Raw genomic sequence first — 13,002 nt, forward strand, 5'->3', positions numbered from 1 at the left:
CAGAATCTACGCTAGCAAACAATCAAGCGTTGAGCAATTTTCCCTAGTTGAGACTAGCAGCGCCTTTTATAACAATGGGTGTAATGCTTATCTGCATGGATTAGGATAGTGGGTACGCTTTTATCTACCCGTTGTTGTACCCTTTATGTCAAGTGACCGCTTTATCCCGTTTTTGAAAAAAGACATTGTGCAAATGTGTGCCGAACGCCTCAATCAACATGGCGATAACACCGAGTTTGCCACATTTTGTACTTTGCTGATCAATCGCATTCACTATGAATATCATCAAAAACTGGAAAGTTTAAAAGATCACTACGCACCTTTTGACCCCGATAAAGTCACGCGCAATCTGCGCAGTGTGACACCAGAAGATAAAATAGCCAGTCAAAAAGCCTTCGCTAAAGAATTTGCCGAGCTACTAGACTCAGCTAATTTTGAGCAGATAACCGATGCCGACTTGCAAGATGCGCTTACCGAAGAGTCGTTGTTCAAAGTGCGCCTTGAAGTGTCGTTTAGCGACTTTGCTGAAGTGGTGTTTTACCGCCGCGGTGAATCCAAGAAAACCGAAGTGCTGCGCAGCTTTTGGGGGCTTCGCAAAAAGCCACTGACGTTCACCAACTACGATCGCGTAGCGGTTTATATCACCTTTAAGGACGAGGCTTACTTTAAAGCGCAAAGTAAAACGCCGTTTGGTTTTACCCCCGGCTCAACTATTGTGAAGCTATTTCAAAACGTACCCAAAGCTGATTTGGAAATGCTATTTCCCAACAGCGAAGTGCGCATGCGTCCCATTGATAAAGTGGTTATCGGTAGCTCGGCGGCAATCGGTGGCGTAGTGGTGTTGGTGACCAAATTAGGCGCTTCGATTCTTTTGCTCGCATCGCTATTTGCCTTTTGGTTGGGCTTAAAAGATGAGGCGGTAGAAGTTACTACCCAGCACTTAATCACGCTAGGCATCGGCTTAGGTGTATTCGGCAGCTTTATTTTTAAAGAGTGGAGCAAGTTTAAGAACCGCAAAATCAAGTTTATGAAGGCACTGTCAGATAACTTGTACTTTAAAAACCTCGACAATAACTCTGGTGTGTTCCACACCTTAATCGATGCCGCCGAAGAAGAAGACTGCAAAGAAGCCATCCTAGCCTACACCTTTTTACTTCAAGCACCGAGCGAAGGCTTAACCGACGAGAAAATCGACCAACAAATCGAGCAGTGGTTTAAAGACAAATATGACTGCGAACTCGATTTTGACGTAGCCGACGCCCTAGACAAGTTAGTGCGAATGGAGCTCGTCCACTACACCGGCACACACTACACACCACGCCCAATAAATGAGGCCGTGAAGGTGCTAGACGAGTATTGGGATGGGTTGCACGAGTTTTAGGTGCGAATACAGATAAAATAACATTTTAAGCTTCAATCAGTTGGCAATTTAACTATGCTCATCACGAAATCAGCAAACAGCCTGAGGCAAAAGTGTATTTAACAATAGGGTGAGAGTTGAGAACCTTTTATTGCGTCTTTGCCATTCGATGCTTTACATTTTTGTAATGTGTAATACGAAGTTTTTGCCACGCAATTTAGTCTTGTGGCTTTATGGCCAAGTTTTTTAGTTAATCAATTTCAGCTATTTTTTGTTTGAACGGCTTAAAATTTGGTCAAAATAATCATTTATTTGTTAGTGTAAGCGGCTAAACCCCCTATAACTGCTTAAATTTCCTTGGAATATTTTTTGCAAAAGGTAATTAGAATTACCTAACAAAAAAACAAGGAATAAAATGAATAATAAGTTGAGAACGGTATTTTTTAACACCGAGAATAAACTTCGAAATGGATGGTGGATTGCCATCTTTCTATTGTTAATTGCAGCTACCCGACCTATCTATAAGCCAATCAAAACGACACTAAGTGAATTCGGTTTACATGAACATGTTCTCGAAATGCTTGCCCCACTTCTCATTTTAATAGTAACTGCGATATGTTTGCGTCTTCGAAAAGAGAGCATGAAATCGGTTGGTTTAAAAATCGATGGACGTTGGTTCAAACAATTGAGTATTGGCATTCTTGCCGGCTCAATGATGATTGTTGCACTGTGCAGTATTGTTTTTATTGGTGGCGGTGTTAGTTTTCAAATCAATCAAAGCTTTAATTCGTCGATACTTCTCAATAGTTTTTACTTGTTTTTTGTGGGGGCTTTTATGGAGGAGCTGCTGCATCGAGGTTTCTTGTTTCAACGTCTGATCGATGGTTTAGGGTTTTGGACCGCTCAATTACTCATAGCTACAGTATTTGCCGTTGGTCACTGGACTAATCCTGGAATGGAGGGCGTAGGCCAAGTTATTGGTTCTTTAGACTTATTTGTTGGCTCCTTATTGTTCGGTTTAGCTTATTATAAGACTAAGAGTTTAGCGCTACCAGTTGGGCTGCATTTGGGCTGGAATTGGTGTATGGGAAATGTATTCGGGTTCAATGTTAGTGGTCATTCAGCGACAGGAATATTAACGCCGCAATTGAACGACATGCCCAGCTGGTTTACCGGTGGAAACTTCGGCCTTGAAAGTAGTGCAATTTCAGTTTTGATAGGCATTTTTGCGCTAGTCATAATGTGGCGCTGGTCTGGGATGAATGAGGGGCGGGCACTGGCTGCCAGTTAGGTAGTGTTAAAAAGCTAATTCAAAATTAATAGGAAGTTGGCAGCAGAACCTAAAATGAAGTGTTCATTTAAGCTAAAGGGTTCTGTTGCTGCAGTAAACATTTTAAACCCTGCGACCTCAATGCCGGCGAGGGGCCGCTCTGTACGTATAGCTGACACTCGCACTTAATCATTAGTAAGCGGCAAGAAATGACTTTTAAGAGGTCGCTTGAGCTACGTCAATTGCTATTAACCTTAAAGAGGATTAGCAGTTCGAATGAATACAGTGTCAAATTTTTTTACAGTATATTTTTTTTGAAAATGCATTATAAGCAAGACACCTTTAAGGTATTGATATTAAATGGTTTATATGAATATGGTGCAAGATTTGCTTGTCGGTGTTAGATGTAATTATTGACGAATAAGTAATGCGATATATTCCTGTACTTTTAATTTTATCCTTTATTTCACTAAACGCTTCTGCTGCGTTAATCCATTCATACACGTTTGACGGCTCTAGTGTTGTTGATAGCACGGGCTCGGTCGATGGTACCTTATTAGGTGGGGCAACGGTCTCAGGTGGAACATTAAATTTGGACGGTATTGACGATTTAGTGCAACTAGACGGCGCAATAATTCCATTACTCGGTAGTTCTTTTTCTGTTCTTATCGATGCACAACAACTTTCTCCTCAAAGTGCTCTTTTCGTAGAACTAATTTCACAAGGATTCAGTGGTGGCGGTTTCTATATTGGGCATGATAGAAATAGAGACATCAGACTTGGTGACACAATCCTTAACACAAGTCTTAAATTTCCAAGTGATAACAAATTCCACTCTTTTGCTTTAACAACGGGCGATTCATTTACAAGGTTTTACATTGATACGCAGTTAGTTTATACGGCGAATTACAACATTGGGCCATCAGCTGGAGGTTCTGATACAAGGTTTGGCGCTCAGTTTGCACCATTTGGGGAGTTTTTCCATGGCAAACTTGACAACATCTTTATATATAACGAAGTTTTATCTCTTGAAGAGATAAAGGAAATTCAAGGAGCAAATGAGGTTCCAGCACCACAAACAATTGGTTTATTGCTAATTGGATTTGCATGTTTATTCGCTAGAAAGATTAAGTCTTGAACAATTTGGCTCTCATTATTTTGAAACAGAAAAATGAATAGCGGCACGTCAAGAAAAGGGTTTGTTGTGAAGTGACCCCATAGAGTTGGATTCATTTCTAAGCGCCGGCCAAGGCCTGATTTCGATTTTGTATCGGACTCGGGCTTTTTATTTTAAACATCTTAAGTACCACCAAAAACGATAGTTTTGTAATTGCATTTTTGATGCAAATCGAACGACCGTTAATTGTCTTTTATTGCCAGACAAGGCCTTTTTTCAATTGCGTACGTATTTCAGCTGTTCAGGTTTGATTGGTAGTCAACGGCAAATGCAGCTTAAAAGCAACTATTCAATTTTTTCAGCACGGCAGTTAGCAAGCCTTACAACGAAGCTGATTCGTGCTAGCCTCTTAGACTCGGTATTACTAACATCGGAAAAGTTAGAAATGCGTTTAACGGTGATAATAATCAATAACCTTGGCATCATAACGTTAATGTAAAAGAAATAAGAATAAGGCAATCATAATTCGCAATACATCAATACTGATTCTACTGAGCTTTTTTATATTCGCATGCACGTTTCCTAATAACGCATACGCCCAAGTAAAGAAAAGCACATCGGGCATATGTCATGATTCGTCGAGTGCATCCTATAATCGAACCATGAATTTCGAAGCCTTTAGTACTCTTGAAACTTGCCTTGAAAGCGGTGGCCGATTATCCAGAGCAAAATCGGCATATCAACAAGCGGAAAAAGAAGCAGCAAGCGAAGGTAGAGCTTTTACCTCTGACTATGACAGGACCAGCTCCGCTTCAGCTAGTGAGGCCGCGCCGTAAATACGTTTCAGGTCAGCGGCAATGACCTTGCGCTGTTTCCAGTTCACATAGCGCAGCGAGTGGCGAATTTGATGTACAATACACAGTTGTATCTGTGTTTTCGGGTAAAACCGCCTCGATGGCTTCAGGGAAGCCTTTTAGGCCATCGCAGCAAGCAAAGAAGATATCCTGTCCGCCACGGCTCTTAAGTTCGTTCATCACAGACAACCAGAACTTAGCGCCTTCGGTTTGTGCCATCCATAAGCCAAGTAACTCTTTTTCACCATCGGTGTTGATGCCGAGCTCCAAGTAAACCACAGGATATAATGCGTCCAGTGGACGTCGCTGCCATTGCTTTACCTCATCCAGCTCTTCATTGGTAACTTGTGAGATAAAGGTTGGTGAGACTTCTACGCCGTAAGATTCTTCGAAATGCGCCTGAATATCACGGGTTGTCATGCCTCGCGCATACAGCGAGATGATACGGCCATCGAAACCATTGAGCTGCTTGTCGCCTTTCTTGACCAGCTGCGGCTCGAAACTGCCATTGCGGTCATGTGGAATATCCAGCTCGATTTCACCGTGCACAGAGCGCACCTTCTTACTGGATTTACCGTCACGGGAATTGCCGGAGTTTTTCCCCTCTGGTGCATGTTTGGCGTAGCCAAGATGTTGTTCCACCTCAGCACTCAACGCTCGCTCAGCAACCTTCTTGGTCAGTTGCTTAAGTAATCCGGCTTCGCCGAGAATATCGTCAGGGGAGTTACAGCCATCAAGAAGCTGTTCGATAAGTTTGTTTGATATTGGCATTCTGCATTCCTTTCAACAGGTTAAGAATGCCACTTACACAGATCTTTTTACACTCTCACGCTGGGAGAGTTAAAAAAAGTATCAACTCCCCTCTTACTAAACGCTACCTTCTCTCGGCCAATGCCACGCGAGCCAAATTATCAACGCCGTGAGTATTGTCTCAAAACCGGCGTACATTTTGTAAAAATACCAACCATCAGCATAACAAATTAATGCCATCATCACCGTCATTATTGTCCCGACAACAATATTGAGTAGCCTATTCATTTTGGGTGGCAAAAGGACCGATAAACAAATCATTAAGCTTGTTACCAGCAATATTGAGGATAGTCCCAGAACTATCCCTTGACTCATGCCGCCGAAAAGCGCAGTACCATCCATCATAGACTCCAGTTTTCCGGGTCTGTACAAATCAAAATAATCACAATAGATATATAAAGACATGACAGTTCCCCAAATGGCACTGAGCTTTAATTTGATGTTGATATCAAAGTCACAAAGTTTTGTCATGGCGCCTCCTGCTAAACCGTTAATACTTGTTACTATTCTCTTGCTTCTTTCTTCTCCACGGTTCTATAGGTTGAGTGACGTATTTCCACCAAACGTATCTCCATGGGATCACAAGGCATATTAAACAAATCCCAATTAACGATCCTTTTGCACTGACAATGGCAGGGATCTCGTCTCCAGCCAGAAATGGAGGCATTGCAACCACCGTCAGCCAAATGGCTTTCCACACCACCTCGTAAATCATAAGGGGTAAAAACGCTAATGGACGCAACAGCCCCCCTATTGCAAACAGGGAAAGTGCGAACAACATTGAATGTCCTAACCCTCTCCATGGCGTCCATTCAGACGCACCGTCTAAAATATAAAGTAACTGATTTTTACCAAGAACAACCACCATTCCAGCAAAAAACAATCGCAGCCCCCATGTTTTCCAAAGAGGTACTGAAGGCGCCCCGTTTTCTTTTTCGATATCTACAACTGATTTATTTTGCATATGCATGCCTCGTTTTCTAAATTCGCTGCTATGCTGCCATCAACAAGGGCTCCAGAAGCATCAAATTTGAAAATCGATCTACGAAATGCACAAATAAAGAATAAGATTTTCGAAATTGAAAAAGTTTGATGTAAAATTGCGGTAGGTTTGAAGAGGAATAAGAATTGGAATTGTTACATATAGCACAACTCTTTGTCATTGTACTCGCTGTTGTGCTAGCTATCATTCATTATCAACTCCGAGAAAAGAACCTTTTTCACTTAGCGTTCGCCTTTTTCTGTGCATCATCTTCTATGCATATGTCATATATATTAACCAGTGACTTTTGGGCACCCTACCACCATTTGATAGGCTCACTCGGTTTTGCCACCTGCAGTGGATACTGGATATTTGCTCGAGCGTTTTTCCGTAAATCTAACTCAATCAAACGTCATCATCTGGTTTTTGTCGGGCTGCTAGCCGCAGCAATCATATTCAGGCACCTTTTGCGTTTTATTGAACAAATGTGGTTGGCAAATACAGACTGGATCCCCGTGTTAACCACTATTTTATCTGAAGCGATTACTCTTTTATCTTCTGGAATGCTCATCCTCGCGTTTTGGGAAGGGTACCGAGTACTGCAAAATGCAACTGCAATACAGCGCAAAATATCCATTATTTACTTATCGACACTCATTGCAGGAATTGTCAGCGTTGTGTTTATTGCCTCTGCGCTTCCAGCTCATTTCTTAGCTGGCGCAGGACGAGACTGGCTTGTCGTTTTTTCTTATACCCTGATATTAACAAGTACCTACGCGCTGATTCGATTTCGCAGACAACAGGTCGACTTACAAGAGCAAAATGGCGAACCCTCCGCTCAGGAAGCAGATGTACTCGCCGAAAAAATTCATACTTTGTTTGTAGAAGAAAAACGCTTTTTGGAATCGAATTTGCGGGTTGCCGACATTGCTCGCGACTTAGATGTGCCTGAATATCGTATCCGAGCCATTATGCTCAATCACTTTAATGCCAAAAACTTTAATCATTACATTAACCAAATGCGCGTTGAGCATGCAAAGACGCTGTTAAGTGCGGACGACAAAAAAGACTGGCCAGTATTAGTTGTTGGTATTGAAAGTGGCTTTGCTTCTTCGGCTCCGTTTACACGAGCGTTTAAGGAATTTACAGGCTTAACACCTGGTCAGTACCGCAACCAACAATTGGCCTCTTAACAAAAGGCCATTAAACCTGAGTCATGTAGATGGTACCAGTCGGCGGACTTTGATTGGTCGCCACGCGATGGGCCGACACTCGGACGGTGCACACTCGCGGGCGGCGGATTTTGAATCCGTCATGCCAACCAACTCTGCCGTTCTGACTTAGGCATCAAGACAGATTAGTTACTGTTAGTGCATGTTAAAGGTAACTAGTAACCATATGCAGATCGTCGCGGCTTTCACCATGAGTCACCCGATAAGACGAATAAAATCCTCTACCACGCCTTGGTGAATATGAAGCGGATTGCACTCGTGTATTGCGTAAACCGTACCAATGGCTTCGTCTTTCGAAATAAAACCTTGTTCGGCGAGTTCAAGTAACAGCTTCAACCCTCGCTTCGTTGGTATGTTATCTTCCTCGCAAAATTTCAGGAGTGCTTTCTCGTTTGTAATACAAGTTATATCCCCAATGCTCTTTGCTAAATACAAGCAAACCTTGTCTTGAAAAGACAAGGGCCCATGTTGTGCATTTGATGCTTCAAAAAGAACTTCTAGATCCTCTTCAACTACGTCAAATCCATACTGCAAACAGTCATCATGACTAAGTTGCTCAACTTCACCTAGAATAACTGAAGGTATAACAACTCTTTCAATCTTCTCTGAATATAACGCCAGCATCATTATATCGGCATCGGCATAGTCAATGAGGACATTTGCATCTGTTATTACTGGCACTATTTATTCCCGAATTAACCAACCCATGAAGACGCCAGTTGACGCATTTCTTTATTCTGCAGTCTCAGTATTTCTGCCCCTCGTGAAAGTGAAATATTGCCACTCTCAACTGCCTTTCTTACAAGGAATGGTAAGCGATCTTCCCTAAAATCAAATACATCAAGATTGAAGGGCTCGCTTGCAGTGGTATACCTATGGTTAATCCTGTAATGGTCGCTTTCAATGCCTACCGGTTCAGTATGCTTCTGAAGAGATTTACGGTAACGATGTTTAAACTCGATATTGAAATTCATCCAAAGCTTATTTTTCTTTTCAGACGGCATATCTTCAGCGTATCGATAAAGAACAGTCCTCCAACTGACTTTAAAGACTTTTTTTACCTTTAAGACACGATCCACAAAACTCAAGCCGGCCGCTTCATTCCATTCTCTTTCAAAGGCGTCTTGTGGCATAAGGAAATGTGATGCAAATTGATCAGCTTCTGCCTCTTGTTCTTCAATCTCGGTAGTTTGGTCAATATCATATGCATTTAGATGCATCAGGAGGTGACCGAGTTCGTGGGCTGCGCTAAATATCCAAGTTTCTACCGGCAGTCTCTTCCAAGTATTAACGATAACAGCGGGGCCGCCTTCTTCTTGCTCACTAACTGACAACCCTAAAAATGAATCAGTTTCCACTTCAATAGAGCGGACCTTAATTCCTCTTGCTTCGAGAAGTCCACAAATATCCATGACTGGCTCCTTGGGACCCAATCCAAACTTACTTCTGCAATAGTTTGCAAGCTCAGGTATTCCGCAGGTATTACTTTCCTTGTAAGCGTAAAACTCTTGTAAATCGGCTACTTGCTTGTCTTGAGTAAGCTCTTCTAGAGAATTAAAGTCATACAACCAAGTAACCACATCAGAAATAATTTGTTCCCTAGTTTTAAGCCTTTTGAGAGACCTAAACCGAATATGCTTAAGAGGCTTCACTTCAGCCAGTATTTCTTGAATTGGTACTTGTAGAGCTTGAGCTAGAGCTTTGATCGACTCGGCTCTCGGAGTAGCCTTTCCACGCTCAAGTTTTTGGTAACCACTAAGAGACATACCAGCCTTTTCAGCTAGATCTGACTGATTGTATCGCGCGTTTGAGCGCAATCGCTTTAGATTGTGAGCAATAGCTTGATTGTTCATTGCGGTCTCCTTTAGTAATCATAATAACAAATTATTTAATAATAGCTACTTTATTGAATCGAGGAGGCTCGCTATGAACTGTTCAATGGATAATAAGTATTGCGCTAAAAACCAATAGGACCTAAGGAGCAAAATAATTGCTGTTAATGACCACAGAAGACATTCAGACTCACCAAGATAATAGTCAGAAATAGCTCCACGTTAAGAAGGGCTTAAAGCAGACAGTCAATACATGCTTTTCAGTTGTAGTTAGCTAGTCGACTTCTGACTATTTCAATGAATCGGACGTCATCGACTTGGAGCGTGTCATTACTCTGCATTAATAACAGTTGCTCAAGGCACTGTTGCCATAAATCCTTAGCCTCTTCATGTTTTTCTAAGCTCTCTAGGGTATCTGCCAATTTCCACAAACTTACAAACAAATTACGCTGAAAACCGGCATTTTGCGGGTCTTGTGCAACAAGTTGTTCTCTAATGGTCAACGCCTGCTGATAGGCCTCAAGGGCGGTATTGGTATTGCCTAAGCGCAGCTGGGTATCGCCAACCTTGTTATACGATACCGACAAATCACGCTGAAAACCGGCATTTTGCGGGTCTTGTGCAACGAGTTGTTCTCTAATGGTCAACGCCTGCTGATAGGCCTCAAGGGCGGCTTCGGTATTGCCTAACCGCAGTTGGATATTGCCATTCTTATTATACGATACCGACAAATCACTCTGAAACCCGGTATTTTGCGGGTCTTGTGCAATGAGTTGTTCTCTAATGGTCAACGCCTGCTGATAGGCCTCAAGGGCGGCTTTGGTATTGCCTAACCGCAGTTGGATATCGCCAACCTTGTTATACGATACCGACAAATCACTCTGAAACCCGGTATTTTGCGGGTCTTGTGCAATGAGTTGCTTAGCTATAGTCAACGACTGCTGATAGGCCTCAAGGGCGGCATTGGTATTGCCTAACTGCAGCTGGATATCGCCCAACCTTTCATACGATACCGACAAATCACGCTGAAAACCGGCATTTTGCGGGTCTTGTGCAACGAGTTGTTCTCTAATGGTCAACGCCTGCTGATAGGCCTCAAGGGCGGCTTTGGTATTGCCTAACCGCAGTTGGATATCGCCAACCTTGTTATACGATACCGACAAATCACGCTGAAAATCGGTATTTTGAGGGTCTTGTGCAACGAGTTGCTTCGCAATGGTCAGCGCCTGCTGATAGGCCTCAAGGGCGGCATTGGTATTGCCTAACCGCAGCTGGATATTGCCATTCTTATTATACGATACCGACAGGTTGCGCTGAAACTCGGAATTTTGCGGGTCTTGTGCAACGAGTTGCTCTCTAATGGTCAACGCCTGCTGATAGGCCTCAAGGGCGGCTTCGGTATTGCCTAGCCGCAGTTGGATATCGCCAATCTTTTCATACGATACCGACAAATCACGCTGAAAATCGGTATTTTGAGGGTCTTGTGCAACGAGTTGCTTCGCAATGGTCAGCGCCTGCTGATAGGCCTCAAGGGCGGCATTGGTATTGCCTAACCGCAGCTGGATATTGCCATTCTTATTATACGATACCGACAGGTTGCGCTGAAACTCGGAATTTTGCGGGTCTTGTGCAACGAGTTGCTCTCTAATGGTCAACGCCTGCTGATAGGCCTCAAGGGCGGCTTCGGTATTGCCTAACCGCAGTTGGATATCGCCAACCTTGTTATACGATACCGACAAACCACGCTGAAAATCGGTATTTTGCGGGTCTTGTGCAATGAGTTGCTTCGCAATGGTCAACGCCTGCTGATAGGCCTCAAGGGCGGCATTGGTATTGCCTAACTGCAGCTGGATATTGCCATTCTTATTATACGATACCGACAGGTTGCGCTGAAACTCGGTATTTTGCGGGTCTTGTGCAACGAGTTGTTCTTTAATGGTCAACGCCTGCTGATAAGCCTCAAGGGCGGCATTGGTATTGCCTAACCGCAGTTGGATATCGCCCACCTTGATATACGATACCGACAGGCCATTCTGAAAACCGGTATTTTCTGGGTCTTGTGTAACGAGTTGTTCTCTAATGGTCAGCGCCTGCTGATAAGCCTCAAGAGCGGCTTCGGTATTGCCTAACCGCAGCTGGATATCGCCCAACCTTTCATACGATACCGATAGTGCTTGTTGATAGCTGGTTTCCTTCGGGGAAGTCGCAGCGAGTTCTTTTTTAATCGCCAGCGCTTGTTGATACAGTGCTAGTATTTGCGACAAATCCGCTGTATCACTCTGTGCGAGCAAATCCGCTTTTTGAGTTAAAGCAACGGCTTTTTGAAAAAGGTCTTCTTTGCTTTCCATGCTGTAGGCATCTAACTGAGCCAATATAGCATCGATTTGTTCACTGACTTGTAAGCGTTGCTCAGTGGGGACATAAGCTCTAAGCACGTCACGCAACTCAAAGTTCATAAACTGTAAATTGCTACTTAATGAGCCAAGCACTTCATTCGCTTTAGTGTATTGTTGATAAGCAATGGTGCCGGCAATTCCTGCCAGTACGAATAACACGCCAAAGACACCGGCTACAATGCTGACTTGGCGCGTTTTCTTGCGCGCTAGTTTTAATTGGTGAACTTTGTCTCGGGTTGTCAGCTGCTCAAGCGATACCCCGAGTATCCCTGCAATGATTTTCAGCTTGGCATTCGCCAATTGCTCTTCATACAGTGTGGCTAAATGCTCTGCTTGCTTGCGGCTTTTGCCTTGCTCAAGTAAGTGTTTTTTATATGCCGAAGGATTGGTTAAACCTTTACCACCACCGGGCAGGCGAAAATCAGCCGCAATGGGCTCGGTTTGAGAGCCTTTATTTAGATTGCCATCGGCGTCTAAGTGATACTGCAAGGCTTCAGGGAAGCACTCCAGTGTAGCTGCACTTTCGGGGTCTTCTATTTTTGATTCATCAATCGACGCATTCGGCTCACCGAGTAATAGGGCTGCCATGATACGGTCTTGCTTGCCGGTTTGTTTAAAGTGCAGGATTTCTTGATTCACGTATTTGGATTGTGTGGCTCGGGGCGAGCATAACACCACCATAAAGGCAGATTTATCTAACGCGCTGGTAATAGAATTACTTAAATCGGCATCAGCCGGTAGCGATACCTCGTCACGAAACACGGGGTAAATCCGCTCAGGAATGACTTCACCACGAAGGTTTGTGGTACCAATTAACTCAGGCGGTACATCATACACTTCCAGCTGCTGATGCAGCCACGTGGCCCATTGCCTATCTTGCTCAGTATTATCCGCATGCCGATAGGATATAAAGGCCATGTAAGTATTTGGTGACTGCATTGTGTCGTATTGGTTGCGAACTCAAACTTCATTGTTTGCGTTTCAAATCAAGTTGTCAAATTGGAAACTGTATAGAGTTACCCCTATTTCCATTTCAAAAAATTTCCAATGTTTGAAACCCCAAAATGCGAACGTCGGCTCCTTGTCTAAAAGAGCCATTCCTAACTGAACAAGAAACCTCTAATCTAACTAGTGGTGATTAATGTATTT

Annotated in this window: 9 protein-coding genes and 1 pseudogene; 4 read left to right on the forward strand and 6 right to left on the reverse strand. The window is 43.3% G+C overall.

Features of this window, described 5'->3' with window-relative positions; genetic code table 11:
• Positions 1-145: 145 nt before the first annotated feature.
• From QTP81_RS07305 to QTP81_RS07315, 3 genes are all read left to right on the forward strand, one after another.
• Positions 146-1,381, forward strand: a complete 1,236-nt coding sequence (locus QTP81_RS07305) for a TMEM143 family protein (RefSeq protein WP_289364702.1) — start codon at positions 146-148, stop codon at positions 1,379-1,381.
• A 619-nt stretch (positions 1,382-2,000) separates the two neighbouring features.
• Positions 2,001-2,651: a CPBP family intramembrane glutamic endopeptidase gene (locus tag QTP81_RS07310; RefSeq protein WP_289364703.1), complete on the forward strand. Its 651-nt coding sequence runs from the start codon at positions 2,001-2,003 to the stop codon at positions 2,649-2,651.
• A gap of 406 nt (positions 2,652-3,057) precedes the next feature.
• Positions 3,058-3,768, forward strand: a complete 711-nt coding sequence (locus QTP81_RS07315; RefSeq protein WP_289364704.1) for a LamG-like jellyroll fold domain-containing protein — start codon at positions 3,058-3,060, stop codon at positions 3,766-3,768.
• Positions 3,769-4,543: 775 nt separating this feature from the next.
• On the opposite strand, the pseudogene QTP81_RS07320 reads toward QTP81_RS07315, so the two are convergent.
• From QTP81_RS07320 to QTP81_RS07330, 3 genes and pseudogenes are all read right to left on the reverse strand, one after another.
• Positions 4,544-5,372 (reverse strand): annotated as a pseudogene (locus QTP81_RS07320) (IS256 family transposase); the annotation flags it as partial.
• Between the two features lie 96 nt (positions 5,373-5,468).
• Positions 5,469-5,882: a DUF6326 family protein gene (locus QTP81_RS07325; protein WP_100644601.1), complete on the reverse strand. Its 414-nt coding sequence runs from the start codon at positions 5,880-5,882 to the stop codon at positions 5,469-5,471.
• Between the two features lie 19 nt (positions 5,883-5,901).
• On the reverse strand, positions 5,902-6,375 hold the full coding sequence (locus QTP81_RS07330; protein ID WP_100644600.1) for a hypothetical protein: 474 nt from the start codon (positions 6,373-6,375) through the stop codon (positions 5,902-5,904).
• Between the two features lie 164 nt (positions 6,376-6,539).
• On the opposite strand from QTP81_RS07330, the gene QTP81_RS07335 reads away from it, so the two are divergent.
• The gene (locus QTP81_RS07335; protein WP_289364705.1) at positions 6,540-7,586 is read left to right on the forward strand and encodes a helix-turn-helix domain-containing protein; all 1,047 of its coding nucleotides are present in this window, start codon (positions 6,540-6,542) and stop codon (positions 7,584-7,586) included.
• A gap of 234 nt (positions 7,587-7,820) precedes the next feature.
• Here the strand turns inward: QTP81_RS07335 and QTP81_RS07340 are convergent, their stop codons facing one another.
• The 3 genes from QTP81_RS07340 to QTP81_RS07350 all read right to left on the reverse strand — a co-directional run bounded on the left by QTP81_RS07340 (position 7,821) and on the right by QTP81_RS07350 (position 12,792).
• A complete protein-coding gene (locus QTP81_RS07340) occupies positions 7,821-8,306 on the reverse strand; it encodes a PIN domain-containing protein (RefSeq protein WP_100644598.1) in 486 nt (161 codons plus the stop codon).
• A gap of 14 nt (positions 8,307-8,320) precedes the next feature.
• Positions 8,321-9,478: a helix-turn-helix domain-containing protein gene (locus QTP81_RS07345; RefSeq protein WP_100644597.1), complete on the reverse strand. Its 1,158-nt coding sequence runs from the start codon at positions 9,476-9,478 to the stop codon at positions 8,321-8,323.
• 239 nt (positions 9,479-9,717) lie between these two features.
• Positions 9,718-12,792 carry a tetratricopeptide repeat protein gene (locus tag QTP81_RS07350; protein WP_289364706.1) on the reverse strand — a complete coding sequence of 1,025 codons (3,075 nt, stop codon included), beginning with the start codon at positions 12,790-12,792 and terminating at the stop codon, positions 9,718-9,720.
• Positions 12,793-13,002 lie beyond the last annotated feature (210 nt).

Source organism: Neoalteromonas arenosi (genome assembly GCF_030362855.1).
In the GTDB taxonomy this organism is placed as follows: Bacteria; Pseudomonadota; Gammaproteobacteria; order Enterobacterales; family Alteromonadaceae; genus Alteromonas_E; species Alteromonas_E arenosi.

Excerpts from the sequence above, each read along its gene's own strand:
- QTP81_RS07305 (WP_289364702.1), top strand. The coding sequence starts at position 146 with ATGTCAAGTGACCGCTTTATCCCGTTTTTGAAAAAAGACATTGTGCAA.
- QTP81_RS07310 (WP_289364703.1), top strand. The coding sequence starts at position 2,001 with ATGAAATCGGTTGGTTTAAAAATCGATGGACGTTGGTTCAAACAATTG.
- QTP81_RS07315 (WP_289364704.1), top strand. The coding sequence starts at position 3,058 with ATGCGATATATTCCTGTACTTTTAATTTTATCCTTTATTTCACTAAAC.
- QTP81_RS07325 (WP_100644601.1), bottom strand. The coding sequence starts at position 5,882 with ATGACAAAACTTTGTGACTTTGATATCAACATCAAATTAAAGCTCAGT.
- QTP81_RS07330 (WP_100644600.1), bottom strand. The coding sequence starts at position 6,375 with ATGCAAAATAAATCAGTTGTAGATATCGAAAAAGAAAACGGGGCGCCT.
- QTP81_RS07345 (WP_100644597.1), bottom strand. The coding sequence starts at position 9,478 with ATGAACAATCAAGCTATTGCTCACAATCTAAAGCGATTGCGCTCAAAC.
- QTP81_RS07350 (WP_289364706.1), bottom strand. The coding sequence starts at position 12,792 with ATGCAGTCACCAAATACTTACATGGCCTTTATATCCTATCGGCATGCG.